The organism is Kosakonia oryzendophytica (genome assembly GCF_027886705.1).
GTDB lineage: Bacteria > Pseudomonadota > Gammaproteobacteria > Enterobacterales > Enterobacteriaceae > Kosakonia > Kosakonia oryzendophytica.
In genome coordinates this window covers 1,219,471-1,245,393 of record NZ_CP115659.1, presented here as the reverse complement: position 1 = coordinate 1,245,393, position 25,923 = coordinate 1,219,471, and the positions used below count along the sequence as shown (strand labels likewise).

Sequence of the window (25,923 nt, the reverse complement as noted above, 5' to 3'; positions counted from 1 at the left end):
CCTGTCGGTTGACGATCTGATGGCGGATATCGCGGTGATTTTTCACTGGCCGCCGTCAGAGCTCTATCCCCTGAGCCTGAGCGAACTCATCACATGGCGCGAAAAAGCGCTGCAGCGAAGCGGAAACACACATGAGTAACAGCGTAAAAATAGAAGACTTGCTCACGGCTGTTGATCAGGCGACGCGCCCGTTTAAAACCTTACAGACCGCGAATGTGTCGCTGTCTGATCAGGTTAAAGAGACGCAGACCACCTTACGCGGCCTGTACAGTCAGGTGGCGCAAATCGACGGTTTTACCCGAACGCAAAACGCCCTGACTGCCGTCAGCCAGGCGCTGAACGTCGCCAAAGAGAAAACCCGCGCGCTGGCATCTGAACTGAAAAAAGTGGACGAGCCCTCCCGTACGCAAATAAGCGAACTGGAGAAAGCCCGCAGCCGCGTCAGCACCCTGCAACAACAGCATGATGACCTGCGTCAGTCGGTGAAAAACCAGCGCCAGGTACTGAGCCAGGCAGGCATCAGCACCCGCGCACCGGCAAGCGCACGGCAGCGTCTGCAAAACAGCATCAACGAGCATACCGGGCAACTGACCACCCAGCGCGATGCGCTGGCGCAGGAGAACCGGCAAAACCGCATGGCGAAAATCAAAGCGGGACAGCAATCCATTCTGGGTATTGCCGGGAACCTCTCCACCGTCGGCAAAACCGGCATGTCGGTTGCTACCACCGGGGTTAACCTCGGCAAAAAACTGCTGCAACCGGGTTACGAAGCGTCGCTGAAAGAGGCACCGGCGGCCATCCCTGCCAGTCCAGCCAACCCCGGTGCGAACGTGGCAACCACGCAGAGCGGCGGCAATCTCGGCACCGATTTACAAGCGCTGCAAGCGGCGTATCAGTCGCTGAGCGTGGATATTTTCCGCACTCAGGAATCCTCTTTACGCCAGCTGGTACAAACCGCTACTCAGTATCTGGGCCAGCTACAACAGTGGGTACAGAACAACCAGGGACTGGTGCAAACCTTCGGCATGATCGCCACCGTGGTGGTTGGCGTCGCCGGGGCCATTGGCACCGTGGCCAGCGTTATTGCGCCCTTCTTTACGGGCATCAGTACGCTTATCACCATCGCCACCACCCTTGGCAGCGTCTTTACCACCGTGTGTGGCGCTATTGTAGCGGTACTTGGCTCGCTTACCCTGCCCATCATCGGCATTATTGCCGCAGTTGCCGGCATAGCGCTGGGCATTTACGCCCTCTGGGAACCGATTAGCGCCTTCTTTGGCGGCGTGGTCGAAGGCATCAAAGCCGGATTAGCCCCACTTGCCGGACTGTTCGCGCCTTTACAACCCGTTTTCGACGCCATTGGCAACGGCCTGACGTGGATAAAAGACCTGTTTGGCGCGCTGCTCTCCCCGATTACATTCAGTCAGGAAGCGCTAGAGAAATGCGGCAATGCCGGGCAATCCTTCGGCAAGTTTCTGGCCGATGGGCTGATCGGTTGCTTATGGCCGCTGAAATTGCTGATCGACGGCGTCGGCTGGCTGCTGGAGAAACTCGGCATCGTGAACAAGCAACCGGCGATTGCGATCCCCAAACCGCAGGTGGACGCAACGGCGGCGGGGACAACATTCGGTTACGTCCAGCCAACCAGCACAATGCCGGGATTCAACAACTACCAGGCAGCCAGACCCGCAGGGGGTAATTCGTATGTCGACCAGAGCAAAACGGAATATAACGTCACGCTACAGGGCGATATCACCCCCGGTAGCACTAACGAGCGCTACCTGCAGGATCTGTTCCGCCAGGACGCGGCGAACAAACGCAACAGCACCCTTTCGCAATTCTATCCATCAGGAGGGTTTTAATTATGATGCTGGCGCTGGGACTTTTTGTCTTTATGCGGCAAACGCTGCCGTTTCAGAACCTGAACCGCACCTCGACGTTTACCTGGAGCAGCAACGCGCGCGTCGGTAAACGCGCGGCGTATCAGTATATCGGTCCGGGCGAAGATACTCTCGAAATTACCGGCGCGCTCTACCCGGAACTGACCGGCGGCGTGCTGTCGCTGGCGGCCGTGCGTCTGATGGCTGAACAGGGCGGACAATGGCCGCTCATCGACGGCACGGGCATGATTTACGGTGTGTATGTCATCAGCAGCGTCAAAGAGAACGGCTCCGAGTTTTATAGCGACGGCTCGCCGCGCAAAATCAGCTTCACCCTGAATTTAACCCGGGTCGACGAGTCGCTGCTCTCCGAGGCAGAAGCGCTTTACACGAAAGGCAGTAAGCTGCTCGACGATGCCACTAAAATGCTGGGGAGTCGCGGATGATTGACGCTCTCGACAACGATCTGACGCGGGGAGATGCCCCCGCGTTTAAGCTGGAGCTGAACCAAAAACCCGCCAGCAGCAGCGCCTCTGCGGCAAAAAACAACACCAGCAAAGACGAAAAAAAAGACATTACCGCCAGGCTCGCCCCGCGATTAATCGCGCTCACGGTCACGGACAACCGCGGTTTTGAAGCTGACACGCTGACACTGACGCTGGATGACAGCGACGGCAAAATCGAGATGCCAGAGCGCAACGCGCAGGTTAACGTCTCGATTGGCCGACAGGGCTCGGTACTGACCAATATGGGAAGTTTCATTATCGACCAGGTCACGCACCGGGGCACGCCGGATCAACTGGTGATTACCGGGCGCAGCGTCGATTTTCGCAATGACATGAATACCCCAAAAGAGTGGTCATGGCATGACACAACGCTTGGCGAGATTGTGAAAGATATTGCCTGGCGCAATTCGCTGAGCGCCAGCGTCTCGCCGGCGTTGGCCGGTATTACGATAGCGCATATTGACCAGTCCAAAGAAAGCGACATCGCCTTTCTCACCCGGCTGGCTATCCGCAACGGTGCTGAAATCGCCGTAAAATCGGGCGTACTGATTTTTCTTGTGCCGGGTAAATGCGTACGAGGCGGTAAGGCCATCCCAACGGTGACCATCAGCCGTAGCGATGGCGATGCTCATACGTTTGATTTGGCCGATCGGACAGCATACGGCAGTGTCATCGCTCGCTGGCAGGATACGAAAACGCCGCAGAAACAGGTGAAACAGGTAAAACTGACGCGCAAAAGCGCCGGCACGCAGCAGGCAACAAAGGATTACCTCGCCGGTTCACGCGAGAATGTCAGCATCCTGCAAAACATGTTCGCCTCCAAAGATGAAGCCATCCGTGCGGCAGAAGCGGAATGGCAACAACGTCAGAGAAATGCAGCGCAATTTAGCCTGACTCTCGCGCAAGGACGGGCCGACATCGCGCCGGAAACGCCTGTCCGGTTATCGGGTTTTAAGGATGTGATCAATAAAACGCCATGGGTGATCAAAAAAGTGACTCATGGCATTGATAAAAAAGGTTTTATTACAAAACTGGAGCTGGAAGCCGACATCCGAAACGTGGAGTACGACATGGAGGAATCTGGCGCCTGAAAACGTCAAATGCAATTGTTAACTTGCATTTGCGAGTTAATGGTTTATTATTACTGGCATAAACACGCTGGAGAAATCACAAAATGATGCATTGCCCGTTATGCCAGGAAGCGGCTCATGCGCGTTCAAGCCGCTATCTCAGTACCGAAACCAAAGAACGCTACCACCAGTGCCAGAACATCAACTGCGGCTGCACCTTCGTGACCCACGAATCGTTGGCACGCTACATTGTCCGTCCTGGCGCGACACAAGCCGCACCGCCCCACAGTGTGCGGTAATACCGGCATTACCCCATCCCAAAGCCTGCGCAAGCAGGCTTTTTTTTGCCTGCCATTCAGTGCCGCCAGTGGCGATCCTCTGCCGCCATTCTGCCGCCATCGCCAATAAAAAAGGGGTTGGCATTACGCCAACCCCTTGTTTTACACTAACTTTTCGGATGTCGCGAAAGCGATCCTTAGTTAAGACGCTCTTTAATACGAGCAGACTTACCGGTACGCTCACGCAGGTAGTACAGTTTAGCTTTACGAACAGCACCACGACGTTTAACAGCAATGCTGTCAACTACCGGAGAGTGAGTCTGGAAGACACGCTCAACGCCTTCGCCGTTGGAAATTTTACGAACAGTGAATGCAGAGTGCAGACCGCGGTTACGAATAGCGATAACCACGCCCTCGAATGCCTGCAGACGTTTTTTGGAACCTTCAACAACCCATACTTTCACTTCCACGGTATCGCCCGGACGGAAGGAAGGTACGTCCTGCTTCATCTGCTCTTGTTCAAGTTGCTTAATAATGTTGCTCATAATTTAATCTCTTATCCTGGGTAAACTGATATTGGGGGCTTACGCCGTCCCATCATGTTTCTGTTGCAGTTGCTGTTTTGCGTGTTCGCTTTGGAACTCCGCCAGCAACCTTGCTTGCTCTTCAGTCAGAGCCAGGTTTTCCAGAAGTTCAGGTCTTCTAAGCCAGGTGCGGCCCAGCGACTGTTTCAAACGCCAGCGACGTATCTCAGCATGGTTCCCCGACAGTAACACCGCCGGTACTTCCATCCCTTCTAACACTTCAGGCCGGGTATAGTGTGGGCAGTCCAGCAACCCGTCAGCAAAGGAATCTTCCGTTGCTGAAGCCTCATGTCCCAGTACGCCCGGAATAAACCGGGAAACTGAGTCAATCAGCGTCATCGCTGGTAACTCACCACCGCTGAGAACGTAATCGCCGATAGACCATTCTTCGTCGATCTCGGTTTGAATTACGCGCTCATCTATCCCTTCGTAGCGACCGCACACCAGAATCAGTTTCTGATTGGTAGCCAGTTCACTCACGCCCGCTTGATCAAGCTTGCGTCCCTGAGGCGACAGATAAATCACTTTGGCGCCTTCACCCGCCGCGGTTTTTGCTGCATGAATAGCGTCCCGCAAAGGGTTCACCATCATTAGCATCCCCGGTCCGCCGCCGTAAGGACGATCGTCCACGGTACGGTGCCGGTCGTGAGCGAAGTCACGCGGACTCCAGCTCTGGATGCTCAGCAGGCCATTTTTTACTGCCCGGCCAGTTACCCCGTAGTCGGTAATCGCGCGGAACATTTCAGGAAACAGGCTAATTATGCCAATCCACATAGCGCCGTCTTTTACCGTATATCCGGAGGTTTAAAAACCAGGATCCCAATCTACTTCAATGGTTTGAGTAGTGAGATCGACTTTCTTGATAACCTGCCCATCGAGGAACGGGACCAACCGCTCCTTGATACCAAATGCATCTTTCAGGTTTGCTTTGATGACGAGAACGTCATTAGACCCGGTTTCCATCATATCGACGACTTTACCGAGGCTGTAACCTTCCGTAGTCACTACCTGGCAACCCATAAGGTCTTTCCAGTAATAGTCACCCTCTTCCAGTTCCGGCAACTGCGTGGAATCAACGACAATTTCGCAATTAGTCAGCAGATTCGCCGCATCTCTGTCATCAACACCTTTCAGTTTGATGACGATATCCTGATTGTGGTAGCGCCAGCTTTCCAGCTCAATGCTCTGCCACTGACCCGCCTTCTGAATAAACCAGGGCTGATAGTCAAAAATGCTTTCGGCGTCTTCGGTGGAGGAAAACACTCTGAGCCAACCACGAATTCCGTAAGAAGAACCCAGTTTGCCAACGATAATTGGCTCAACAGGCGTCTGTGCGGTTTGTTGCTTGCTCATCATGACCACCGTGACAGATTAAGCTGCTTTCTGTACTTCTTTGATCAGCGCGGAAACGCGATCGGAAACGGTAGCGCCCTGGCCAACCCAGTGCTGAATACGATCCAGATCCAGGCGGGTGCCTTCTTCTTTCTCGGAAGCGATCGGGTTGAAGAAACCAACGCGCTCAATGAAGCGACCGTTGCGTGCATTACGGCTGTCGGTGACAACAACCTGGTAGAACGGACGCTTTTTAGCGCCGTGACGTGCTAAACGAATAGTTACCATAACATCCTCTTGTGTGAATAAAACACCAGGCCCCATCGAGGAACGGAGCCCGGTGTCATATTAAAAGCCCGAAAATTTTACTCATTTTTTGCTAAAAAGCAATCGACAGTTATGAAACTGTGAGGTCTGAGGCCGTCGGCGTTGCAGCCAATTTGACATCGGCGTGTGCGCAGTCACCGGAGCGTACACGCAGTACGTGAGCATGTTGAGCACACCCCGGCAGCAAAATGGCAAAGAAGATAGCCCGATATTATCTACCCGGGAAGCCTGGCGGCATCATCCCCTTCATTCCACGCATCATCTTCGCCATCCCGCCCTTCTTCATCTTCTTCATCATGCGCTGCATATCGTCGAATTGTTTGAGCAGACGGTTTACATCCTGCACCTGCATACCACAGCCTGCGGCGATGCGGCGTTTACGAGAACCTTTGATAATGTCCGGATTAGCGCGCTCTTTTAGCGTCATGGAATTAATAATGGCTTCCATGCGCACCAGCACTTTATCGTCCATTTGCGCTTTAACGTTGTCCGGAATTTGCCCCATGCCAGGCAGCTTGCCCATCAGGCTCGCCATACCGCCCATGTTTTTCATCTGGCGCAACTGCTCAAGGAAATCGGTCAAATCAAAACCGTCGCCTTTCTTCAGTTTATTTGCCAGTTTCTCCGCCTGTGCGCGGTCAACTTTGCTCTCAATATCTTCGATCAGCGACAGCACATCGCCCATACCGAGAATACGGGAAGCAATGCGATCCGGATGGAACGGCTCCAGCGCCTCGGTCTTCTCGCCAACACCAAGGAACTTAATCGGTTTGCCGGTGATATGACGAATCGACAACGCCGCACCACCGCGGGCATCACCATCGACTTTGGTCAGCACAACCCCAGTCAGCGGCAGCGCTTCATTAAAGGCTTTCGCCGTATTTGCCGCATCCTGACCGGTCATGGCATCGACCACAAACAGCGTTTCCACCGGCTTAATCGCCGCGTGGACCTGTTTGATCTCATCCATCATCGCTTCATCAACGTGTAAACGACCGGCGGTATCCACCAGCAGTACGTCAAAGAACTTCAGCTTCGCTTCTTTCAGCGCCGCGTTAACGATATCCACTGGTTTTTGCGCAACGTCAGAGGGGAAGAACTCCACCCCCACCTGCTGAGCCAGCGTTTCCAACTGTTTGATTGCCGCCGGACGATAAACGTCCGCAGAAACCACCATCACCTTTTTCTTGTGCTTTTCGCGCAGGAACTTACCGAGTTTACCCACGCTGGTGGTTTTACCGGCCCCTTGCAAACCCGCCATCAGCACGACGGCTGGCGGTTGCGCGGCAAGGTTCAGGCTCTGATTTTCTTCGCCCATCGCCGCAACCAGCTCATTGCGCACGATTTTGACGAACTCCTGCCCTGGGGTCAGACTCTTATTGACTTCATGCCCCACCGCCTTCTCTTTCACGCGGTTGATAAAGTCACGCACGACCGGCAGCGCAACGTCCGCTTCCAGCAGCGCCATACGCACTTCGCGCAGGGTATCTTTGATGTTGTCTTCAGTGAGGCGCCCACGGCCACTGATATTGCGCAGCGTGCGCGACAAACGATCGGTTAAATTATCAAACATGGTCTCTCGCCTGAGGTGATACGATTGGCCGCCAGGGCGACGCATTACAAAAATTTTCCGCAGTATAACATGAACGTCCCGCTCCTGTATGTGATGCAACTGTTGGAGCCAACGTCCCGTGACGCTATACTGTTTTTCTTTCTTCTTCAGTCAACTGCCGACACCCATATGCCCGTTTTCGCTCTGATCGCTCTTGTTGCCTATTCCATCAGCATTGCGCTGATCGTTCCTGGCCTGCTGCAAAAAAACAGCGGCTGGCGCAGAATGGCCATTCTTTCAGCAGTGATTGCCCTGATTTTCCACGGTTTTGGGCTGAAAGAACGCATTTTCCCCGATGACGGTGGGCAAAACCTCAGCTTATTAAACGTAGGCTCGCTGGTCAGTCTGATGATCTGCACCGTCATGACCATTGTGGCGTCTAAAAATCGCGGCTGGTTACTGTTGCCCATCGTTTACACCTTTGCATTGATCAACCTCGCTTTCGCTATTTTCGTCCCTAACGAATACATCACCCATCTGGAAGCGACGCCTGGCATGATGGTACATATTGGGTTATCCCTTTTCGCCTATGCCACCTTAATTATTGCGGCAATGTATGCCCTACAATTGGCGTGGATTGATTATCAGCTTAAGAACAAACGGCTGGCGTTTAGCAGTGAAATGCCACCGCTGATGGTGATCGAGCGCAAGATGTTCCACATCACTCAGGTCGGTGTGGTATTGCTGACTCTGACATTGTGTACCGGGCTATTCTTTATGAAAAACCTGTTCAGCATGGACAATATCGACAAAGCGGTGCTCTCTATCATCGCCTGGTTTGTCTATATCGTTTTGCTGTGGGGCCACTACCATGAAGGCTGGCGCGGTCGTCGGGTCGTCTGGTTCAATGTCGCGGGCGCGGGGATCTTAACGCTGGCCTATTTCGGCAGCCGCGTCCTGCAAGAGTTTCTGAGCTAAAACAAAGGAGTTCCCCCTGGAACACATCTCCACCACGACATTGATCATCACGCTGGTCATTATGGTCGTGGTTTCGGCGTATTTTTCCGGTTCTGAAACCGGGATGATGACGCTCAACCGCTATCGCCTGCGCCATCTGGCAAAGCAGGGTAACCGGGCCGCCCGTCGCGTAGAAAAGCTGCTCCGCAAACCGGATCGCCTGATAAGCCTGGTGCTGATCGGCAACAACCTCGTCAATATTCTCGCTTCGGCTATTGGCACCATTGTCGGCATGCGTTTGTACGGCAACGCCGGCGTTGCTATCGCCACCGGGGTACTGACTTTCGTGGTGCTGGTGTTTGCCGAGGTGCTGCCCAAAACCATTGCCGCCCTCTACCCGGAAAAGGTCGCCTTCCCCAGCAGTTTTCTGCTGGCGCCGTTACAGGTGATCATGCTGCCGCTGGTCTGGCTGCTCAACGGCGTTACCCGCATCTTAATGCGCATGGTGGGGATCAAAGCCGATGTGGTGGTCAGCGGCGCGCTCAGCAAAGACGAACTGCGCACCATCGTCAACGAATCGCGTTCGCAAATCTCCCGTCGCAATCAGGATATGCTGCTGTCGGTGCTCGATCTGGAAAAGGTCAGCGTTAACGACATTATGGTGCCACGCAACGATATCGTCGGCATCGATATTAACGATGACTGGAAATCCATTGTTCGCCAGCTCACGCACTCGCCACACGGTCGTATTGTGCTGTATCGCGACTCGCTGGACGATGCAATCAGTATGCTGCGCGTGCGCGAAGCCTATCGCCTGATGACCGAGAAAAAAGAGTTCACCAAAGAGGTGATGCTCCGCGCTGCCGACGAAATCTACTACGTACCGGAAGGCACACCGCTCAGCGTGCAACTGGTGAAATTCCAGCGCAATAAAAAGAAAGTCGGCCTGGTGGTCGACGAATATGGTGATATTCAGGGGCTAATCACGGTAGAAGATATTCTCGAAGAAATTGTTGGGGACTTCACCACCTCTATGTCACCGGCGCTCGCAGACGAAGCCACGCCGCAGAATGACGGTTCGGTGATTATCGAAGGCGGTGCCAGCGTGCGCGAACTGAACAAAGCCTTTAACTGGCGGCTACCAGAAGAAGAAGCCCGCACCATAAATGGCATGCTGCTGGAAGCGCTGGAAGAGATCCCCGCCATCGGTACGCGCGTGCGTATTGAGCAGTACGACATCGATATTCTCGACGTACAGGACAATATGATCAAACAGGTGAAAGTGATCCCGGTAAAAGCCCTGCGAGAAAGCGTAACCGAATAAGGCGGATGAAAAAAACCCTCTCCGAAAGAGAGGGTTTCTGCTCAGGGAAGCTTACGCCTTCGCTTTTGCTACGGTGACCATCGCAGCACGGATGGTGCGGCCGTTCAGGGTATACCCTTTTTGCATCACGCCCAGCACTTTACCGGCGTCAATCTCATCAGACTCGACCATCGCAATGGCCTGATGCACGTTCGGATCCAGCGGAACGTTGGTATCAGCAATCACTTCCACACCGAATTTTTTCACCACATCCAGCATGGACTTCAGCGTCAATTCGATACCTTCAACCATCGGTGCCATATCAGCGTTGTTTTTGTCCGCCACTTCCAACGCGCGATCCAGGCTGTCGACGACCGGCAGCAGTTCGTTGATGAATTTTTCCAGCGCGAACTTATGCGCTTTCTCAACGTCCTGTTCGGTACGGCGGCGCAGGTTTTCCATTTCCGCTTTGATGCGTAAAACGGCTTCGCGCTCACGGTTTTGCGCTTCAGCTAATTGCGTTTCAAGATTCGCAATTTTCTCATCGCGCGGATCCACCTGCTCAGCAGAATCGTCAGACTCAACAACGGCCTCAACATCATCGTGCTGTTCCATGATAATTTCTTCCGGGGCTTGCCCGTCAGGCGTTTTCTGTTCTTTACTACTCATGAATTTCTCCGCGTTTTTTTGCATTCATCTCGCTAACCTGGCTTATTATGGGGATCAGTTTCCGGGATTCAAGGGAACGTGACAGATTGTCATCATTCATTCGCCACAAGGACCGCAGAACATGACTCACCATTTCAAGTGTATTGGTATTGTCGGGCACCCACGGCACCCTACCGCACTGACCACACATGAAATGCTTTATCGCTGGCTCAGCGCAAAAGGCTACGATGTCATTGTTGAACAGCAGATTGCCCAGGAACTGCAGCTCAAAAATGTGCGAACCGGCACGCTGGCGGAAATTGGTCAGTATGGCGATCTGGCGGTGGTGGTCGGTGGCGACGGTAATATGCTTGGCGCGGCGCGCACCCTGGCCCGTTATGATATCAATGTTATCGGCATTAACCGCGGCAATCTCGGTTTTCTCACCGACCTCGACCCGGATAACGCCCAACAGCAGCTTGCCGATGTGCTGGAAGGGCATTATATCGCTGAAAAACGCTTTTTGCTGGAAGTGCAGGTCTGCCAGCAGGAGTGCCAAAAACGCATCAGCACCGCCATTAATGAAGTGGTGCTGCACCCGGGCAAAGTGGCCCATATGATCGAATTCGAAGTCTATATTGACGAAGTTTTTGCGTTTTCTCAGCGTTCCGACGGACTGATTATCTCGACGCCAACTGGCTCCACCGCCTATTCGCTTTCTGCAGGTGGGCCGATTCTGACGCCGTCGCTGGACGCCATCACACTGGTACCGATGTTCCCGCATACGCTGTCGGCACGCCCGCTGGTTATCAACAGCAGCAGCACCATTCGCCTGCGTTTCTCGCATCGGCGCAGCGACCTGGAAGTCAGTTGCGACAGCCAAATCGCCCTACCCATTCAGGAAGGCGAAGATGTGTTAATCCGCCGCTGCGACTATCATTTAAACTTAATTCACCCTAAAGATTACAGCTATTTCAATACGCTAAGCTCAAAACTCGGTTGGTCGAAAAAATTGTTCTGAAAATCATCACACAACACTTTACTGTATATAAAACCAGTTTATACTGTACGAAAACACAGTTATGGTTTTTCATACAGGAAAGCAACCATGTTGGCACAACTGACCATCAGTAATTTTGCTATCGTTCGTGAGCTTGAGATCGATTTTCACAGCGGGATGACGGCTATTACCGGCGAAACCGGGGCGGGTAAATCCATTGCCATTGACGCACTCGGCCTGTGCCTGGGTGGCCGCGCCGACGCTGACATGGTGCGCGCAGGTGCGCCCCGCGCTGATCTGTGCGCCCGCTTTGCGTTGAAAGACACCCCGGCGGCTCAACGCTGGCTGGAAGAGAACCAACTCGAAGACGGGCGTGAGTGTTTACTTCGCCGCGTCATCAGCAGTGACGGGCGTTCCCGCGGTTTTATCAACGGTACGGCGGTCCCCCTTTCTCAGTTACGCGAACTGGGCCAGCTCCTCATCCAAATCCACGGGCAGCACGCGCATCAGTTGCTGATCAAACCCGAACACCAGAAAACGCTGCTCGATGGTTACGCGGGTGAGTATGCGCTCACTTTGCAAATGTCGGAGAACTATCGCGCCTGGCATCAGAGCTGCCGTGAACTGGCGCAGCACCAGCAGCAGAGCCAGGAGCGTGCAGCCCGTGCAGAGCTGTTGCACTATCAACTAAAAGAACTGAATGAATTTAACCCGCAACCGGGCGAGTTTGAGCAAATCGACGAAGAATACAAACGGCTGGCGAACAGTGGACAACTGCTCTCTACCAGCCAGCACGCACTGAATGTACTGGCGGATGGCGAAGACGTTAACCTGCAAAGTCAACTCTATGCCGCTCGCCAGTTACTGACGGAGCTGGCGGGCATGGACACGCGCCTTTCCGGCGTGCTGGATATGCTGGAAGAAGCCGCCATCCAGATTAGCGAAGCCAGCGATGAGCTACGCCACTACTGCGACCGCCTGGATCTCGATCCGAATCGCCTCTACGAACTGGAACAGCGCATCGCCCGGCAGATCACACTTGCTCGCAAACACCATATCAGCCCGGAAGAGCTGCCGCAGCTCCACCAATCACTGCTTAATGAACAGCAGTTGCTGGACGATCAGGCGGATTCACAAGAAACATTGACGCTGGCCGTCAGCCAGCATCATCAACTGGCACTGGAGAGCGCCCGGCTTCTGCACGACCAACGCGTGAAATATGCGCAGGAGTTGAGTCAGTTGATCACTGATAGCATGCACGCGCTTTCTATGCCTCACGGTGTGTTTGATATTGATGTCACCTTTGATGATCGTTCACTGACTGCTGAAGGTGCCGATCGCATTGAGTTTCGTGTCACCACTAACCCTGGGCAACCGTTGCAATCTATCGCCAAAGTCGCCTCTGGCGGTGAACTGTCGCGCATTGCACTGGCAATCCAGGTGATTACCGCACGGAAAATGGAAACCCCGGCACTCATTTTCGATGAAGTGGATGTGGGTATTAGCGGGCCGACCGCCGCTGTGGTCGGCAAACTGTTGCGTCAGTTAGGGGAATCAACCCAGGTAATGTGTGTGACTCACCTGCCACAGGTAGCAGGCTGCGGGCATCATCACTTCTATGTCAGTAAAGAGACCGACGGCGCAATGACCGAAACGCATATGCAGCTGCTGGATAAACGTGCCCGTTTACAGGAGCTGGCCCGCCTGCTGGGCGGCAGCGAAGTGACAAGGAATGCGCTGGCGAATGCAAAAGAGCTGCTGGCAGCGTAAACTTTTTTGAATTCTCAGGGTCAGAGTTCCCGACAAAAACGACAACAGACTCCGCCACAAAGGTTTTAAACTGGCTAAAGGTCTATTATCATCGGCATATTACATATGAGCCACGTATTGTTCGGGCCCGAAAAGGAATCAAATCACTATGCGCTGTAAAATGCTGACTGCTGCCGCAGCGGTTCTCCTGATGTTGACCGCTGGTTGCTCTACTGTAGAACGCGTGGTTTACCGCCCTGATATCAATCAGGGGAACTACCTGACACCTAACGACGTTGCAAAAATCCACGTGGGTATGACGCAACAGCAGGTTGCTTATGCATTGGGTACGCCGATGATGACAGACCCGTTTGGTAGCAACACCTGGTTCTACGTGTTCCGCCAACAACCGGGACATGAAGATGTAACCCAGCAGACACTGACACTGACGTTTAACAGCAATGGTGTATTAACCAACCTGGATAACAAACCCGCGCTGACCAAACAACAGTAAGCCATAACCACAAAAAGGTGCCAAAGGGCACCTTTTTTGTTTTCAGGGAGGAAACAATGGCTGTACCGCAAAGCAAAGATGAACTGCTGGCTTCAATGGAGAAATCCTGGCTCACTTTGCAGAAAAAACTCGATCGCATTCCTGTGGATATCGCATTTACCCCTCTTCTGGAAGGGCATGCATCCGGCACCACAATGAGCGCCGCAAACCTTGTTAGTTACTTACTGGGTTGGGGAGAACAGGTGATCTACTGGCATCAACAGGAAGCGTCAGAAAAGCAAATCGATTTTCCGGCAGCGGGATTCAAATGGAATGAGCTCGGCAAACTGGCGCAAAAGTACTACAGCGATTACGCGGATATCACCGACTGGTTAACACTGCGCGCAAAGCTGGAGCAGTGCTATCACGCTCTGGTAATGCTGGTTGAAAGCTACAGCGACGAAGCGCTCTATCAGCAGCAGTGGTACGGAAAATGGACGCGAGGTCGAATGATCCAGTTTAATACTGTCTCGCCATGGAACAACGCCACCTCACGCCTTAACGCATTGTTAAAAACCAGCACAGCGGCGAAATAAACAAAATTACTTTTTCGCACTGGCGGATTTTTCCGCACGCTGGCGACGCAATTCTTTTGGGTCAGCAATCAGCGGGCGGTAGATCTCCACGCGATCACCATCGCGAACCACATCCTGTAATTTAGCCGGTCTGCTGTAAATACCGACTTTATTAACGTTCAGATCGATATCGTCACGAAGATCCAGCAAACCCGAAGCCACAATCGCTTGTTCAACGGTTGCGCCATCGTCCAACGTCACCCGTTGCAGATACTGCTTTTCTGGTAAAGCATAGGCAACTTCAACGGCAATCTTACCCGACACGGTAAACCTCTTTCGCCCGAAGGGTAAAGGCCTGCACCATATTTGCCGCCAGCTCTTTAAAGATGCGGCCAAATGCCAGTTCGATCAGCTTGTTGGTAAACTCGAAATCGAGCTGGAACTCAATACGACAGGCGTCGGTACTGAGCGGTGTAAATTTCCAGCCACCGATCAACGACTTGAACGGGCCATCCACCAGGTGCATCAAAATGCTCTGGTTAGTTTCCAGCGTATTGCGTGTGGTAAAAGTCTTGCTGATCCCGGCTTTGGAAACATCCACGGCAGCGGTCATCACCGACGGCCCGGACTCCAGCACCCGGCTGCCTGTACAGCCTGGCAGAAACTGCGGGTAGGACTTTACATCATTCACTAACTGATACATTTGTTCTGCGCTATAAGGAACCAGCGCAGTCCGGCTAATCTGAGGCATTCGGTTCTTCCACGTTCACACAATCGACAAATAATAACATCTCCCCAGGATGAAAGGAAAACGCTACGCCGGAACTCATGCTAAGATAACGCGTTAAACCTCACAGGACGCAATGAGGTCAGTTTCAGATATCAGATTACCGGATGGCTTCACGACATTATGACGAAGAAAAAAGCATATAAACCAGGTTCAGCAACCATCGCGCTCAACAAGCGCGCCCGCCATGAATACTTCATCGAAGAGGAATTTGAAGCCGGGCTGGCATTGCAGGGCTGGGAAGTAAAATCCTTGCGCGCCGGTAAAGCAAACATTGGCGATAGCTACGTTATTCTGAAAGACGGCGAAGCCTTTCTGTTTGGCGCCAACTTTACACCGCTGACCGTGGCGTCCAGCCACTATGTTTGCGATCCGACTCGCACACGCAAACTGTTGCTTAACCAACGCGAGCTCGATTCACTCTACGGACGCATCAACCGCGAAGGTTACACCGTGGTAGCGCTGTCGCTGTACTGGAAAAATGCCTGGTGCAAAGTGAAAATCGGCGTAGCGAAAGGTAAGAAACAGCATGATAAACGCTCCGATCTGAAGGAGCGTGAATGGCAGCTCGATAAAGCACGTATCATGAAAAACGCAGGACGCTGATAGCGCCCTGTTCCGCCCTCTCACGCCGGGAGAGGGCATCATTTCCCACGCACCCTCGTTCTGGTTATTCCTCTTCACACGCCATGTAAACATCACCCAATGAAATGCAGCCACGATATGGACTGGTGTGCTGCATCATAAAAGTGTTATACTCATTTCACACTTTTGGGGCTGATTCTGGATTCGACGGGATTTGCGAAACCCAAGGTGCATGCCGAGGGGCGGTTGGCCTCGTAAAAAGCCGCAAAAAATAGTCGCAAACGACGAAAACTACGCTTTAGCAGCTTAATAACCTGCTTTGAAGCCCTCTCTCCCTAGCCTCCGCTCTTAGGACGGGGATCAAGAGAGGTCAAACCCAAAAGAGATCGCGCGGATGCCCTGCCTAGGGTTGAAGCGTTAAAACTAATCAGGCTAGTTTGTTAGTGGCGTGTCCGTCCGCAGCTGGCAAGCGAATGTAAAGACTGGACTAAGCATGTAGTACCGAGGATGTAGGAATTTCGGACGCGGGTTCAACTCCCGCCAGCTCCACCAAATATACATGGACAGTGGCAGGACAGAGTCTTAAAAAACAGTAAGTTAGCCACTTACCCCGGACGGTGACCGGACACCAAAGGGACAAAAAAGGATACGTAAAGGAGCCGCGGCTCCCACGTTACAGAAAAGCCCGCACGCGCGGGCTTTTTTATGGCTTAAATCCCATGACGAGTTAAACCACCCAGTCATCATCTTTCACCCGGTTAATTGTGTACGTCAGCACGCCGAAAACCGTCACTTCGTCCAGTTCATCACCCTCAATCGCTTCACCGTCATCGGTGATCAGCGCAGCACTCATCCATTTTGCGAACTGGCTACGACCGTCATACAGTGCCAGCACCATATCACCATCGCCTGGTTGTAGTGACCGATCAATAACCGCATAGCCGGTGCTCGTCTCTATCACCTGACAGTTTGCATTCACCCGACACAGAATTTCAGGCGTAATAGTCCGGTCGGCATAGTCTGCCGCAGGAGACGGAAATCCCATTAGCGAACCCTCCCCATGTTGCGCAGTATCCAGTAACGGTTTTCACTGAAATCTGTAGTCCTGTCGGCAAAGTCTGGTTGATAGCGCTCTATCCAGCCGTTCGCATCCTTCTGGCTGAAGTGCCAGTTACGCTGGCTGAGTTCGCGGATAAAGTCATCCGTACGCAGACACTGAAACCCTTTAGGGTTGAGTTGGACTGCGGCCACAAAGGCGGCGTTAATGTCTGGTTTACGCGGCATGATCTACACCTTCAAAAAATACTGTATATGCAAACAGTAGTTGTTTTGTCAGTGCAGATCAATACCGGAACGAACGTCAGAAACGTACTAAATCGATATTTTCTTTTTGTAAGATTGAGTTATGGATGTGAATTTTTACCCCTGTGATTCAGGGCCCTCCGGATCTGGCAGAGACCAGCGAATAAACTCCGGCATACGATAATAAAACTCATGATAGAGGTCGCTTGATAAATCCAGTTGCACATAACCTGGCTCAGGCTGTGGACCCTGGACTATATAAACGATCTTCCCGTCTTCTCCGATGAATCCGTACCACTCGCTAAGTGCCATTAGAATGAATACCCCTCTACGACAACGGTGTAAGCAATACTGGCGGAAAGCGTGTGCCAGTACATAGTTTTTGAGTTATTGAATACAGGCATTTGAGAGAAGGACGTATTACTGATTGTCCCACCTGTTGAAGAACCACCAACGCTGACTCTGCGGGCACCAACCAGATTACTTGCAGGAGCGATTTCTATAGAGCCAGTCGTGTCCGCTGTGATTAGCCCTGCAGTAATGACCATATCCAGTGATACCGCATTATATGGAACACCAGACATAGAAAGTGCGACAAGCGATCCCGGTGCTCCGTTGCCTGACAGTACGCTTACGCCCACAATTGAAACATTGCGACCTGCGACAGAAGCGGCGGAAAATTGCAAAGATGAAACAGGCAATACTGCGACAAGCGCTGACGCGATATACCCGGCTGGTATGTTTGCACTGGCACAAATTTCCGGCACCGCGGCTGCTGTGGCGTTAACACCCAGCAACCCGTCAGTGTCCGTCGTTGGGTTATAAATCGTATACACCGCGACGAACCCATTAGATGGTGCTGCACCTGAGTCCATTCCGCCAACACCAGTGATAGCAAGATTAATTGTCTTGTTAACATTTGACAGGCGGTAAACCTTACCGCCTAACGCCGTTGAAACAATCAACTCATCAGCAGTAAACGTTGCTGTCGTGGATGCGGCAGCAATGTTCATTCGCGCATTGCGGGATGAGCCAACCACGCCCACACCGGTGGCGGCCTCTTTTAATCCAAGGTTTGAAAGAGCCAGCGCCACAGCCGCAGCGCCATCGGCTTTAATGTCACCAAATGGATTCGCGCGGCTGAGCAGCAGGGCTTTAAGGGCTGTCAGTAGTTGGTTGTGTTTGGTTTTATCAAGGACAGCCCCGGAAGCTTCAACAACGCCAGCCAGTTCCTCCTGGAGCATGTCGAAAAAGGCTTCATCGAGATCGGTTGCTGGCGTTCCGGTTTGCGGGTTCCCCGCAGTGAAGCCGTTTTTGCCCGCGCCAAATTTATCCACCTGCGCGGTAGACGTATCAATACGATGCATGGTTACTCCGGATATTTAAAAATTACGTAGGTATGTGACGGACAGAGTTTGCTGATCACGCATTCAACAACCGTATCCCCCCACCAGCGCAACGGGGATTCGCAGTTATCGACACAGGTCATGCTTGTGACATTAACCGCGGCGGGCATATTAACCTGCCAGTAATAGCGCCACTCCGGTGACCAGAGCGCGTCTGTACACTTCGACGTGCATTTAAATGCGCTTTTGTCGTACCGGGTTATCGTTGCGCCAGGCATGCCAAGTGCTGCAAGTTGTGAAAGGTAAAAATCTTCGTTAATGCCGCCGGTCAGATTGAGTTTTGAATCAAGACGCCGCTGGCGCTGCCTGAGCGTTTGTGTGCCCGCCGGGATACACTCATCAGGTAACCCTGCAATTTTCTCCCAACGATCTATAAGTTCGGTTGTGGTGCGCGGGTCAATCTCCTGCATCAGCGCATCCGCGCGCTGATGTGCCCGAAGCAAAGAGGGTGCTGCGCCCTTGATCGCCGGATCATCAGACGACCAGGCAGGACCGGGTGGCAACAGCGCTGACAGCAGGCTGATGTAATCATCATTGGTTACAGCCATGTGATAGCTCCCAGCACTGCCAGCTCGTTTTTCGCGATAGCAATATCCGCGGCAGGCGAAATCAGCGTATGACTGTATTCGCCGGTGGCGATGGAGATCGCCTCATTAATTCGGGATAACTCAAGCTTTCCTTCCGGGTAACCATCACGCAGCAGGAATGATCTCAACTCGGCTTCCACCTCGGCCCGCACTGTCGCAGTATCGGGATTGAGGTCAATCGTGAAATTGACGGTATGTGGCACGGCGGTAAACACATACAGGTCAGATCCCGCTACCGGGGCCAGTGGTTCGATATAGGCCTGCACGGCTGCAACGGTCACGTCGTCCAGTATTGGATTAACAAGGTCACTGCTGGCCACCATCACGCCAACCGTTCCGGTACCGAGCCAGTGCCGGTATGTCCATGCACGCGTGACGCCGGAAACCTCTTTTGCCCAGACGATGTAATCACCATCAGCACCGCCAAGCGGCGTCCAGTAATAACGTTCCAGTACGCGGGCACGCCAGGTTTCCAGATCCTCAACGTCAAAGCCGCCGGTAACCGTGTCAGCCAGGCCGCCAGACGGCAGCCCGGTAACAGGGGTGACCAGTGACAGCGCGGTGCCATCATCTGCATTGCCGATTACTCCCGTTTCGCTGCATGAAATGGGTAGCCTCAGAATCCCGCCCGCGCTGGTTGCATCAGCGGCGGCAGTATATTGCACAAGGTCATCGCGCTGGATAACCGCACCGGCAGAGACGGTGATGTCGTTGGTTACACCATCCCAGCGCATATAACCGGTGGCGGCCGTTGCATTCTTTCTCGGGCATCGCTTCATCGCGGCATGACGCGCCAGCCAGGTTTCATCGCAGAGATCCGGCAGCATGTTCATTGCCAGATAATCGATATAACCGTAGACCGTATGCAGTGCGGCGGCGTACACCTTTGCCCGGACATCCTCATCCATACGGCGCAGCGTGTCGCTCACATCCAGCATCGCGAAAAGGTCGGTGCGGATCATGCTGATATTTTCGGCCAGCGTCGGGCGCTGAAATTCACTGTCCGCCATCTGTTATCGCGCTCCATAAATCGTTAAAAGAAACAGTGACCGGACCATCCCGGCGCCACAGGGTGATGCTGTTGGCCAGTTCGTTGATGCCGGTGCGCTGGATATCCAGGTCGATGCGTGAAACTACCCCGTCATCGATAAGCCACTGCAGGCACTCGCGGATATAAACCCGTACGGTCTGCACTAACTGGTTGGTCAGTTTGCTGCGCTGCAGCAGCCAGAGGCGGGAACCATAGCGATCATTCTGTACAACAGGCCAGGTATCACCCCACCAGCCCATCGGGACATTCGCGTTATCGTCGGGTTCAGCTCGCCGCCATGTGAAGAGTGAAATAACCACCGCGCGAGTCAGCATGTCCAGCGATGAGCTGGCGCTGACGCGCTGCCCGTTTACCACAAGCCAGAGCTCCATCACGCCCCCATCTGTGTTGTTGGTATGTCCGTGTTATTGCCCTGCCCGTTCTCTTTGTGACGGTGTCCGTTGTAGGCAACCCGCATCGCGGCCATAGTCAGGCCATTGCTGTCACACAGATCTTTAATCTGCCCGGTCGCCTCGATGTCCATCTCAAAGCGTGCTTTCGGTGCGTTGATGAAGGTGATCGGCTTACCGCCGCCATCCACGACAATCCCGTCGCGCGAGAGTTTTATCACCAGTCCCTGGTCGTCGAAGATGGCAACTTCCTTGTTGGCCAGCCCCTTCAGACGATAACGCCGGTCAGCAACGACAATAGCTACAGCATGCGAGCGGTCAGCATCGGGAAACAGAAGCACTGCCTCGGCGCCCGCATCGGCGCGGGATGTAAAGCCGTATGGCTCCAGATGTTCAACCCCGGTTTTCTCTTCGCTGGCAATCAGCGAAACATCCACCGTCTGGCACTTTGTTGCCGCATTCACGCTGCCGATAACCGCACGGGTGATAAGGCTCTGTACCTGCCGTTGCAGGTTCTGCAATGCGCGCATCAGAATGGGTCCTCGTCAGATGATTTTTTACGTTTCTTCGGATCTTTCGGTTCCGGCAGATAGGCATCCGGTGGCCCGATACGTAGCTCTGCCCGCGTGCCGTTGTTGTCTTTGGAGAAAGTGACTTCGGAGATCAGCATTTCCCGGTTGTCAAAGCCACATACCGGATCAAACACAATCACCCGCTGGTTTGGTTGCCATAACGTTCCGTCGCCCTGACGCCAGCCCCACACGGTGTATGTGGTCTCGTCGGTACGCGCCGCGCGCTGGCGGGCTTCAAACTCTGCACGGGCAATACAACTTGCGCCGGTGGCCTGCCCGGTCTGCTGGACAGCCATTGGCCGGTAGCGTGAGATCCCGGCATCTTCGGTTTTTGCGCGTAATGCCGTCGTGGTGGCCGCGCCAAAGTCGTCATCGTTTCCGGAGCGCTGCCCGCTCACCTGATAGGTTGAAAACCGCTCGCGGATGCTTTTCTCTGTGTCACAACTGATGATGTTTTGCCCGAGCACCAGCGCTGTAGTGGCACGTGTTGAGCCAATACCGCCAATAACCAGCCGCCCGCGCGGGTCGTCGTACGCCAGCGCCTGCTGCTTACCCAGCATTTTGTTAAGCACCTCCAGTACGGTTTCACCGTGATCTGGCTGCACTGACGGGATTGATCCCGTCGGCGCGCCGGAGTTAATCACCTCAATACCAAACGGTGCGGCCAGTGTGGTGGCCACCTGAACAAGTGACCGACCGTTAAGCTGTTTGGGATCGGCAGCGCAGTCGATAAGGTCCGCTGTAAGGCTTCTCCCGCTGATGCCGGTGCTGATCGACCCGGCGTCGTAGCGTACCGGAGTCGCCTCAACCCATCCGGTGATCACCAGGTCAGCGCCAATGAGCACCTCTACCTTTGCGCCGTTTTTAATGCGGGGCTGCAGTGATTTAGTGCCATCGCTGCCCGGCCATTCGCGGGTTATTTCCACGCTGAAATCCCGGGCGAGACGCTCAATACCGGCACCAATGCGAACGGAGGTCCAGCCTCCCCACTCACGGCCATCCACCCTTAGCGTTACGTTGTCATTCATTGAACCGGTACCCTCAGTGCTGATGCAGGGACAAAGCCAGGATGCGCAACGGCGTTACGACGAACGATATCGTTTTCCCGCGCGGCGTTGTCATACCATGTCGCCGCCAGCACCAACGCCGGCGTAACTTCCGAAGGCGTACGAATAACCGTTTTTTGTGTCTGCTGAAGCCGGTCATTGATGTCAGCATTGACATCCACTTTCACACGACGCAGTGCAAGAAAGAGCTGGTCATCATTCGTGCGGGACATCTCTTTATCGATCGCCTGATTCAGCGTGTCGCGGATATCCACCAGTTCGTCCCACGTTGGCAGATCGGTAGTGGTGGTTTCTTCTGCCGCATTATTCAGTGCCGGATGTGAAACCGCGGGCCATCCTGCTGTCTGCTCACTGGCCGTCGTAGAGGTCACTGTCGAGGATGTCGGTGATGGAAGGTTTACCACTGCCGCTGCGGCTTCACTGATCGCCGTGGTACGGATAGCGCTGGCAACATAGTTGCTTTGCTGCTTTATGGTTTTGGTCGTAACACTGTCTGTTTTCCACACGCCTTTGGGTTGAAGATCGCTACCCAGGCTGATGCCTGAAAACGTTTTAATCATCGTGAAAAGATCGCTGGCATTTCCATACAGGCGATTCCCCGCGCGCCACATAGTTTGTAGCTGATTTACAAACGTTTTTCCTGATGAGGGTGGCGGAAGTAAAACAGAGATATCCCCCTGCATAAGCCTGGCGGCATCAGAAACGACGGCATCCACAACTTTCATTGCGCCGGTGACATAACCCATCATTTCTGTCGCCGTACCGATCACATCGTTCTGAATAAAATCAGCCACACCATCGATGCTGAAGTTGTCGAAATTATTACTTATGCAGTCATCAAGCGCAGAGCAGGACGTTGTCAGATTCTGCGCCGTCGCAGCGCCTGATGTCGGGTAAGAAAGTTCGCCAGCCTCAACAAATCGCAGGTCGAATCGCACCATGCGCCCATCGCTGGCAGAGGTGCTTACGCGTGCCTCTCCGTCGACGCACACCTTCACTTCGCCATAGCTCGGGTGGATCAGCGTGCCAGGGCCGGGCTTATTCAGCGCCTCGATTAAACGGTCGCGCTGGTCATAACAGTCTTCACCAATAACATAAGCTGAAATGTTGGGGCGAAAGCTGACCTTGCCGAGATCCTCCGTATACGGCTTGTCACGGTTGGGGAATTCGTGAGTTTCAACACGGCGACCCACCCCGGCATCTTCGCTTTCAACTTTAAACGCGACGCCGCGAAACGACGCATCAACAAGCCTGTCTTTCCACGCCATAGGTTCTCCGGGCATAAAAAAACCCGCAGAAGCGGGTTTGTTTCGAGCAAAAAGCCCACCTGAGTGGGCTTTATAAATTTAGCACTATTAATTATTAATGTTTGACATAAACCATGCTCGATTATTTTCAGAAGCATCAAACATTACAGCCGTCGTTACGTCAGATAATTTCAACACCATATTTTTTGCGTTTGGTAGATTAACCTCAGCAGCGTGTATTATAGGTGTGCCAGCAATATAAGTACTAACATAATCTGCTTTGATATCTTTCCCAGTGTCATTAACCAAATTAACAAATAATGAAACATCTGAGGGAGAGAACCCGCCCGATATAGATGGTTTATTTTTAGCGTTATTTATTCTGCTTTTGAGCCCTGAGCCTAAGTCAAAATAAACATAATTTTTTTCATTAAACAAAACTCTTAACTGAGGAGTATCTTTAGCAACCTTACCATCAGGCCCATATGCTATAGGCACTGAAAATAATGCAATGCTATCAAGCTTTTTCTTAAAGCACTCTTTGAACTCACTATCGGTAAATATTTGTGATATTTCTTCTTTTGCTTCAATAAGGCTTTTTGAAGGCTTCCGCGAGTCCTCATAGTCATTGCAAGAAGGAACTTCTACGTATAGCTCTGCAGAGCCTGTTTTAATTTCCTGTCCTAATAAGGCAGACAATGGAACGGAAGACGATAGCTCAATTTTGCAACCTGCCAGAGTAATAACAGCTATAGCACAAGCCGTTCTAAAAATAACTTTTTTAGACATAATGCATTCTCCAGTGCGTAATTGTTTCCAAGCATAACACAGTGTAAAAAATTAACACACCTGAGAGCGGTAGTGGCTAACGCCAAGACAAGCTGTTATATCCTACATCCGTGTTGAGGTTCATCCCGCCGCCCTGGGCCTCTGTCACCCTCATGCCGGGCGGTGCGTCTTTAAACTGGACAGTGACCGTGCCATTAGACTGCTGAGAAACCGGCTTTATGCCGTAAGGGTTATATCCCTGGCTGGCAACCCCGGTACCATACGCGCCATAACCACCAGCGCCCCACTGTGCTGAATTCATTGCGTTAACCGTATCGGTCGCCTCTTCAGTGAACCATTTTATGATCGGCTGCAATTTGTCCCACATGTCCTGGAACCACTTAACGATCGGACCCCAGTTATTAATAATGATCCCCAACGGGCTCCACGCAAAAACCTTTTTGATAATCTCCCAGCCCTTTTCGAAGTAGGGGCTGACCACATCCCACATCTCTTTAAAATATGGGCCAACGACATCCCAGTTAGAAATAATTAACCCGGCTGCCAATGCAATCGCGGTGAGGATCATACCAAGGGGTGTCATTGAAGCCAGACGGCTCGCCAGCGTAATGGCCTGGCCCACCCCCATAATGCCAAGCTTAAGCGTGACGAGACCCGCTGCGAGACCAGCGACACTGCGAATAACCCGCGGGTTCTGATCAGCAAAGGTTGTGAATCGCGCGCCAAGATCACCAAGCCAGGTTGTGAGGTTCTTGGTGTCACTCGAAAATACACTACCGATGGCCGCCAGGCCATTGGTTGCTGTGCCTGTCATGGCTTCCCACAGGTTAGCCAGTGTTCCGAGCTGAGCCTCAACGCGTTTGTTGAGGGTGGCCTGCTGGTTCATTTTCTGCTGTATCTGGTCGTAACCGTCCTTGCCTTTATCAATGAGCGCGTTAACCACCTGGAGGGTTTCTGCATCATCACCAAAGATGGCTTTAAGCACGCCGGTGCGTTTGACGTCCGTTAATTTGCGCAGTTTTGATAACTGCTTAAACAGGTTATCAAGGCCACCAAAAGCACCTTTCCCGTCAGTAAAATCCAGATCCACGCCGAGGTTTTGACGCTTCAGGACTTTATTCACGCCCTTAACTTTTTTGACATCCAGACCAGACTGAATAACTTTCCGTAACGCGTTACCCGCCGATTCCCCCTCCATCCCCATCTGATCCATCATGACACTGATCGGTGCCAGACCCTGCGCAGCTTTCAGCCCGTCTTTATTCACCATCTTCAGGACGGAGCTAGTTTTAGTGAAAAACGAGAGCATGTTGGTATCGTCGACACCGAGATAGAACGCCTTCTGAATGGTATCAAACAGACCCATCATGTCGCCCGCTGCTGTCCCTGTGGCGTCCTGCATTTTTGCAGCAAACTCTGCTGCAGCCTCCGGGGTCTTTTTAAGCTGGACTGCAAGATAAGCCGTGGCTTTGCCTACCCCGCCGAGGATATTTTCAGCGGGGATGCCCTGGCGAACCAGCATCTGCATCATGTTCTGGAAATCAGCAGTTGTCCCCGGTAACTGATTACCGAGCCCGACGGCAAGCTTGTTTATTTTTTCAAAGCTGCTGCCGACCTCACCATTGGCCTGCATCATTGCCACTTTCAGGCCCGTTGCCGCATTCTCCTGGTCGGCATAAGCTTTCATGGACACAGTCAGCCCGGCAGCAAGTCCACCAGCGAGAGCGAGACCACCTTTGGATGCCTCTTCTGTCTGTCGCCTGAATCCACGAATATTTTTCTGCATCCTGGAAAGCGCGGGGGAAAGTTTATCGACGCCTGTGATTAGCGCTTTCAGTTCAAACTCAGCCATTACCTTGCTTCTCCCGCTCTATTCTGTTTGCCTGG

General features: G+C 52.9%; 30 protein-coding genes, 1 other RNA gene and 1 pseudogene. 13 read left to right on the top strand and 19 right to left on the bottom strand.

Features of this window, described 5'->3' with window-relative positions; genetic code table 11:
* Positions 1 to 19: 19 nt before the first annotated feature.
* The 5 genes from O9K67_RS06120 to O9K67_RS06100 all read left to right on the top strand — a co-directional run bounded on the left by O9K67_RS06120 (position 20) and on the right by O9K67_RS06100 (position 3,755).
* Entirely contained in the window at positions 20 to 139 is a 120-nt protein-coding gene (locus O9K67_RS06120) for a GpE family phage tail protein (RefSeq protein ID WP_061493592.1), read from the top strand.
* Positions 132 to 1,862, top strand: a complete 1,731-nt coding sequence (locus O9K67_RS06115; RefSeq protein ID WP_061493591.1) for a phage tail tape measure protein — start codon at positions 132 to 134, stop codon at positions 1,860 to 1,862. Before O9K67_RS06120 ends, O9K67_RS06115 begins: the two co-directional genes overlap by 8 nt.
* Positions 1,863 to 1,864: 2 nt before the next feature.
* A complete protein-coding gene (locus tag O9K67_RS06110; protein WP_061493590.1) occupies positions 1,865 to 2,326 on the top strand; it encodes a phage tail protein in 462 nt (153 codons plus the stop codon).
* On the top strand, positions 2,323 to 3,477 hold the full coding sequence (locus tag O9K67_RS06105; RefSeq protein WP_061493589.1) for a contractile injection system protein, VgrG/Pvc8 family: 1,155 nt from the start codon (positions 2,323 to 2,325) through the stop codon (positions 3,475 to 3,477). Before O9K67_RS06110 ends, O9K67_RS06105 begins: the two co-directional genes overlap by 4 nt.
* A gap of 83 nt (positions 3,478 to 3,560) precedes the next feature.
* Positions 3,561 to 3,755 (top strand): DNA-binding transcriptional regulator, encoded by a 195-nt coding sequence (locus O9K67_RS06100; protein ID WP_061493588.1) that lies wholly within the window; start codon positions 3,561 to 3,563, stop codon positions 3,753 to 3,755.
* A gap of 176 nt (positions 3,756 to 3,931) precedes the next feature.
* Here O9K67_RS06100 and rplS read toward each other — a convergent pair whose 3' ends face one another.
* The 5 genes from rplS to ffh form a co-directional block, all read right to left on the bottom strand.
* Positions 3,932 to 4,279 (bottom strand): 50S ribosomal protein L19, encoded by a 348-nt coding sequence (rplS, locus tag O9K67_RS06095; RefSeq protein WP_002914145.1) that lies wholly within the window; start codon positions 4,277 to 4,279, stop codon positions 3,932 to 3,934.
* Between the two features lie 39 nt (positions 4,280 to 4,318).
* Positions 4,319 to 5,092, bottom strand: coding sequence for a tRNA (guanosine(37)-N1)-methyltransferase TrmD (trmD, locus tag O9K67_RS06090; protein WP_061493587.1), 774 nt, complete (start codon positions 5,090 to 5,092; stop codon positions 4,319 to 4,321).
* Between the two features lie 30 nt (positions 5,093 to 5,122).
* Positions 5,123 to 5,671 (bottom strand): ribosome maturation factor RimM, encoded by a 549-nt coding sequence (gene rimM / locus O9K67_RS06085; RefSeq protein WP_061493586.1) that lies wholly within the window; start codon positions 5,669 to 5,671, stop codon positions 5,123 to 5,125.
* Between the two features lie 18 nt (positions 5,672 to 5,689).
* Positions 5,690 to 5,938 (bottom strand): 30S ribosomal protein S16, encoded by a 249-nt coding sequence (gene rpsP / locus O9K67_RS06080; protein ID WP_061493585.1) that lies wholly within the window; start codon positions 5,936 to 5,938, stop codon positions 5,690 to 5,692.
* A 250-nt stretch (positions 5,939 to 6,188) separates the two neighbouring features.
* On the bottom strand, positions 6,189 to 7,550 hold the full coding sequence (ffh, locus tag O9K67_RS06075) for a signal recognition particle protein (RefSeq protein WP_061493584.1): 1,362 nt from the start codon (positions 7,548 to 7,550) through the stop codon (positions 6,189 to 6,191).
* Between the two features lie 168 nt (positions 7,551 to 7,718).
* On the opposite strand from ffh, the gene O9K67_RS06070 reads away from it, so the two are divergent.
* Together O9K67_RS06070 and O9K67_RS06065 are read left to right on the top strand one after the other, a co-directional pair.
* Complete coding sequence (locus O9K67_RS06070; protein ID WP_061499811.1) at positions 7,719 to 8,507, top strand: cytochrome C assembly family protein; 789 nt, start codon at positions 7,719 to 7,721, stop codon at positions 8,505 to 8,507.
* A 16-nt stretch (positions 8,508 to 8,523) separates the two neighbouring features.
* Positions 8,524 to 9,810 (top strand): HlyC/CorC family transporter, encoded by a 1,287-nt coding sequence (locus O9K67_RS06065; protein ID WP_061493583.1) that lies wholly within the window; start codon positions 8,524 to 8,526, stop codon positions 9,808 to 9,810.
* A 51-nt stretch (positions 9,811 to 9,861) separates the two neighbouring features.
* Here the strand turns inward: O9K67_RS06065 and grpE are convergent, their stop codons facing one another.
* On the bottom strand, positions 9,862 to 10,458 hold the full coding sequence (grpE, locus tag O9K67_RS06060) for a nucleotide exchange factor GrpE (protein WP_148654693.1): 597 nt from the start codon (positions 10,456 to 10,458) through the stop codon (positions 9,862 to 9,864).
* Positions 10,459 to 10,579: 121 nt separating this feature from the next.
* On the opposite strand from grpE, the gene nadK reads away from it, so the two are divergent.
* From nadK to O9K67_RS06040, 4 genes are all read left to right on the top strand, one after another.
* Positions 10,580 to 11,458: an NAD(+) kinase gene (gene nadK, locus O9K67_RS06055; protein ID WP_061493581.1), complete on the top strand. Its 879-nt coding sequence runs from the start codon at positions 10,580 to 10,582 to the stop codon at positions 11,456 to 11,458.
* 87 nt (positions 11,459 to 11,545) lie between these two features.
* Positions 11,546 to 13,207, top strand: a complete 1,662-nt coding sequence (gene recN / locus O9K67_RS06050; protein WP_061493580.1) for a DNA repair protein RecN — start codon at positions 11,546 to 11,548, stop codon at positions 13,205 to 13,207.
* Positions 13,208 to 13,355: 148 nt separating this feature from the next.
* Positions 13,356 to 13,700 (top strand): outer membrane protein assembly factor BamE, encoded by a 345-nt coding sequence (bamE, locus tag O9K67_RS06045; protein ID WP_061493579.1) that lies wholly within the window; start codon positions 13,356 to 13,358, stop codon positions 13,698 to 13,700.
* 56 nt (positions 13,701 to 13,756) lie between these two features.
* Entirely contained in the window at positions 13,757 to 14,275 is a 519-nt protein-coding gene (locus tag O9K67_RS06040; protein WP_061493578.1) for a ClbS/DfsB family four-helix bundle protein, read from the top strand.
* Positions 14,276 to 14,281: 6 nt separating this feature from the next.
* On the opposite strand, the gene O9K67_RS06035 is transcribed toward O9K67_RS06040, so the two are convergent.
* Both O9K67_RS06035 and O9K67_RS06030 read right to left on the bottom strand, forming a co-directional pair.
* Entirely contained in the window at positions 14,282 to 14,578 is a 297-nt protein-coding gene (locus O9K67_RS06035) for an RnfH family protein (RefSeq protein ID WP_061493577.1), read from the bottom strand.
* Positions 14,568 to 15,005, bottom strand: coding sequence for a type II toxin-antitoxin system RatA family toxin (locus O9K67_RS06030; RefSeq protein ID WP_061493576.1), 438 nt, complete (start codon positions 15,003 to 15,005; stop codon positions 14,568 to 14,570). Before O9K67_RS06030 ends, O9K67_RS06035 begins: the two co-directional genes overlap by 11 nt.
* A gap of 159 nt (positions 15,006 to 15,164) precedes the next feature.
* Here O9K67_RS06030 and smpB point away from each other — a divergent pair, with 159 nt between their 5' ends.
* Positions 15,165 to 15,647 carry an SsrA-binding protein SmpB gene (gene smpB / locus O9K67_RS06025; RefSeq protein ID WP_061493575.1) on the top strand — a complete coding sequence of 161 codons (483 nt, stop codon included), beginning with the start codon at positions 15,165 to 15,167 and terminating at the stop codon, positions 15,645 to 15,647.
* A gap of 167 nt (positions 15,648 to 15,814) precedes the next feature.
* Positions 15,815 to 16,178, top strand: a transfer-messenger RNA (tmRNA) gene (ssrA, locus tag O9K67_RS06020).
* Positions 16,179 to 16,353: 175 nt separating this feature from the next.
* Here ssrA and O9K67_RS06015 read toward each other — a convergent pair.
* The 11 genes and pseudogenes from O9K67_RS06015 to O9K67_RS05965 all read right to left on the bottom strand — a co-directional run bounded on the left by O9K67_RS06015 (position 16,354) and on the right by O9K67_RS05965 (position 25,888).
* Positions 16,354 to 16,671, bottom strand: a complete 318-nt coding sequence (locus O9K67_RS06015) for a S24/S26 family peptidase (protein ID WP_061493574.1) — start codon at positions 16,669 to 16,671, stop codon at positions 16,354 to 16,356.
* Positions 16,671 to 16,910, bottom strand: coding sequence for a hypothetical protein (locus tag O9K67_RS06010; RefSeq protein WP_061493573.1), 240 nt, complete (start codon positions 16,908 to 16,910; stop codon positions 16,671 to 16,673). Before O9K67_RS06010 ends, O9K67_RS06015 begins: the two co-directional genes overlap by 1 nt.
* A gap of 1,066 nt (positions 16,911 to 17,976) precedes the next feature.
* Positions 17,977 to 18,295: pseudogene (locus O9K67_RS06005) on the bottom strand (gp53-like domain-containing protein); the annotation flags it as partial.
* A 2-nt stretch (positions 18,296 to 18,297) separates the two neighbouring features.
* Positions 18,298 to 18,882, bottom strand: a complete 585-nt coding sequence (locus O9K67_RS06000; protein ID WP_061493571.1) for a YmfQ family protein — start codon at positions 18,880 to 18,882, stop codon at positions 18,298 to 18,300.
* Entirely contained in the window at positions 18,873 to 19,931 is a 1,059-nt protein-coding gene (locus tag O9K67_RS05995; protein ID WP_061493570.1) for a baseplate J/gp47 family protein, read from the bottom strand. The genes O9K67_RS06000 and O9K67_RS05995 overlap by 10 nt, the downstream gene beginning before the upstream one ends.
* Complete coding sequence (locus O9K67_RS05990; RefSeq protein WP_061493569.1) at positions 19,918 to 20,343, bottom strand: phage GP46 family protein; 426 nt, start codon at positions 20,341 to 20,343, stop codon at positions 19,918 to 19,920. Before O9K67_RS05990 ends, O9K67_RS05995 begins: the two co-directional genes overlap by 14 nt.
* Positions 20,343 to 20,891 (bottom strand): phage baseplate assembly protein V, encoded by a 549-nt coding sequence (locus O9K67_RS05985; protein WP_061493568.1) that lies wholly within the window; start codon positions 20,889 to 20,891, stop codon positions 20,343 to 20,345. The genes O9K67_RS05990 and O9K67_RS05985 overlap by 1 nt, the downstream gene beginning before the upstream one ends.
* The gene (locus O9K67_RS05980) at positions 20,891 to 21,961 is read right to left on the bottom strand and encodes a phage baseplate assembly protein (RefSeq protein ID WP_061493567.1); all 1,071 of its coding nucleotides are present in this window, start codon (positions 21,959 to 21,961) and stop codon (positions 20,891 to 20,893) included. Before O9K67_RS05980 ends, O9K67_RS05985 begins: the two co-directional genes overlap by 1 nt.
* Positions 21,958 to 23,268, bottom strand: coding sequence for a DNA circularization protein (locus O9K67_RS05975; protein ID WP_061493566.1), 1,311 nt, complete (start codon positions 23,266 to 23,268; stop codon positions 21,958 to 21,960). Before O9K67_RS05975 ends, O9K67_RS05980 begins: the two co-directional genes overlap by 4 nt.
* 87 nt (positions 23,269 to 23,355) lie before the next feature.
* Positions 23,356 to 24,036, bottom strand: a complete 681-nt coding sequence (locus O9K67_RS05970) for a DUF7424 family protein (RefSeq protein ID WP_061493565.1) — start codon at positions 24,034 to 24,036, stop codon at positions 23,356 to 23,358.
* A 76-nt stretch (positions 24,037 to 24,112) separates the two neighbouring features.
* Positions 24,113 to 25,888: a phage tail tape measure protein gene (locus O9K67_RS05965; RefSeq protein WP_061493564.1), complete on the bottom strand. Its 1,776-nt coding sequence runs from the start codon at positions 25,886 to 25,888 to the stop codon at positions 24,113 to 24,115.
* Positions 25,889 to 25,923 lie beyond the last annotated feature (35 nt).

What these genes read in the sequence shown, in the direction of transcription:
- O9K67_RS05965 (WP_061493564.1), bottom strand. Translation starts at nt 25,888, where the DNA reads ATGGCTGAGTTTGAACTGAAAGCGCTAATCACAGGCGTCGATAAACTT.
- rimM (WP_061493586.1), bottom strand. Translation starts at nt 5,671, where the DNA reads ATGAGCAAGCAACAAACCGCACAGACGCCTGTTGAGCCAATTATCGTT.
- O9K67_RS06120 (WP_061493592.1), top strand. Translation starts at nt 20, where the DNA reads ATGGCGGATATCGCGGTGATTTTTCACTGGCCGCCGTCAGAGCTCTAT.
- O9K67_RS06115 (WP_061493591.1), top strand. Translation starts at nt 132, where the DNA reads ATGAGTAACAGCGTAAAAATAGAAGACTTGCTCACGGCTGTTGATCAG.
- smpB (WP_061493575.1), top strand. Translation starts at nt 15,165, where the DNA reads ATGACGAAGAAAAAAGCATATAAACCAGGTTCAGCAACCATCGCGCTC.
- O9K67_RS06110 (WP_061493590.1), top strand. Translation starts at nt 1,865, where the DNA reads ATGATGCTGGCGCTGGGACTTTTTGTCTTTATGCGGCAAACGCTGCCG.
- nadK (WP_061493581.1), top strand. Translation starts at nt 10,580, where the DNA reads ATGACTCACCATTTCAAGTGTATTGGTATTGTCGGGCACCCACGGCAC.
- O9K67_RS05975 (WP_061493566.1), bottom strand. Translation starts at nt 23,268, where the DNA reads ATGGCGTGGAAAGACAGGCTTGTTGATGCGTCGTTTCGCGGCGTCGCG.
- O9K67_RS06015 (WP_061493574.1), bottom strand. Translation starts at nt 16,671, where the DNA reads ATGGGATTTCCGTCTCCTGCGGCAGACTATGCCGACCGGACTATTACG.
- recN (WP_061493580.1), top strand. Translation starts at nt 11,546, where the DNA reads ATGTTGGCACAACTGACCATCAGTAATTTTGCTATCGTTCGTGAGCTT.
- O9K67_RS05985 (WP_061493568.1), bottom strand. Translation starts at nt 20,891, where the DNA reads ATGCGCGCATTGCAGAACCTGCAACGGCAGGTACAGAGCCTTATCACC.
- O9K67_RS06100 (WP_061493588.1), top strand. Translation starts at nt 3,561, where the DNA reads ATGATGCATTGCCCGTTATGCCAGGAAGCGGCTCATGCGCGTTCAAGC.
- O9K67_RS06105 (WP_061493589.1), top strand. Translation starts at nt 2,323, where the DNA reads ATGATTGACGCTCTCGACAACGATCTGACGCGGGGAGATGCCCCCGCG.
- O9K67_RS06010 (WP_061493573.1), bottom strand. Translation starts at nt 16,910, where the DNA reads ATGCCGCGTAAACCAGACATTAACGCCGCCTTTGTGGCCGCAGTCCAA.
- ffh (WP_061493584.1), bottom strand. Translation starts at nt 7,550, where the DNA reads ATGTTTGATAATTTAACCGATCGTTTGTCGCGCACGCTGCGCAATATC.
- bamE (WP_061493579.1), top strand. Translation starts at nt 13,356, where the DNA reads ATGCGCTGTAAAATGCTGACTGCTGCCGCAGCGGTTCTCCTGATGTTG.
- O9K67_RS06000 (WP_061493571.1), bottom strand. Translation starts at nt 18,882, where the DNA reads ATGGCTGTAACCAATGATGATTACATCAGCCTGCTGTCAGCGCTGTTG.
- trmD (WP_061493587.1), bottom strand. Translation starts at nt 5,092, where the DNA reads ATGTGGATTGGCATAATTAGCCTGTTTCCTGAAATGTTCCGCGCGATT.
- O9K67_RS05970 (WP_061493565.1), bottom strand. Translation starts at nt 24,036, where the DNA reads ATGTCTAAAAAAGTTATTTTTAGAACGGCTTGTGCTATAGCTGTTATT.
- O9K67_RS06040 (WP_061493578.1), top strand. Translation starts at nt 13,757, where the DNA reads ATGGCTGTACCGCAAAGCAAAGATGAACTGCTGGCTTCAATGGAGAAA.
- O9K67_RS05980 (WP_061493567.1), bottom strand. Translation starts at nt 21,961, where the DNA reads ATGAATGACAACGTAACGCTAAGGGTGGATGGCCGTGAGTGGGGAGGC.
- grpE (WP_148654693.1), bottom strand. Translation starts at nt 10,458, where the DNA reads ATGAGTAGTAAAGAACAGAAAACGCCTGACGGGCAAGCCCCGGAAGAA.
- O9K67_RS06070 (WP_061499811.1), top strand. Translation starts at nt 7,719, where the DNA reads ATGCCCGTTTTCGCTCTGATCGCTCTTGTTGCCTATTCCATCAGCATT.
- rplS (WP_002914145.1), bottom strand. Translation starts at nt 4,279, where the DNA reads ATGAGCAACATTATTAAGCAACTTGAACAAGAGCAGATGAAGCAGGAC.
- O9K67_RS06030 (WP_061493576.1), bottom strand. Translation starts at nt 15,005, where the DNA reads ATGCCTCAGATTAGCCGGACTGCGCTGGTTCCTTATAGCGCAGAACAA.
- O9K67_RS05990 (WP_061493569.1), bottom strand. Translation starts at nt 20,343, where the DNA reads ATGGAGCTCTGGCTTGTGGTAAACGGGCAGCGCGTCAGCGCCAGCTCA.
- O9K67_RS05995 (WP_061493570.1), bottom strand. Translation starts at nt 19,931, where the DNA reads ATGGCGGACAGTGAATTTCAGCGCCCGACGCTGGCCGAAAATATCAGC.
- rpsP (WP_061493585.1), bottom strand. Translation starts at nt 5,938, where the DNA reads ATGGTAACTATTCGTTTAGCACGTCACGGCGCTAAAAAGCGTCCGTTC.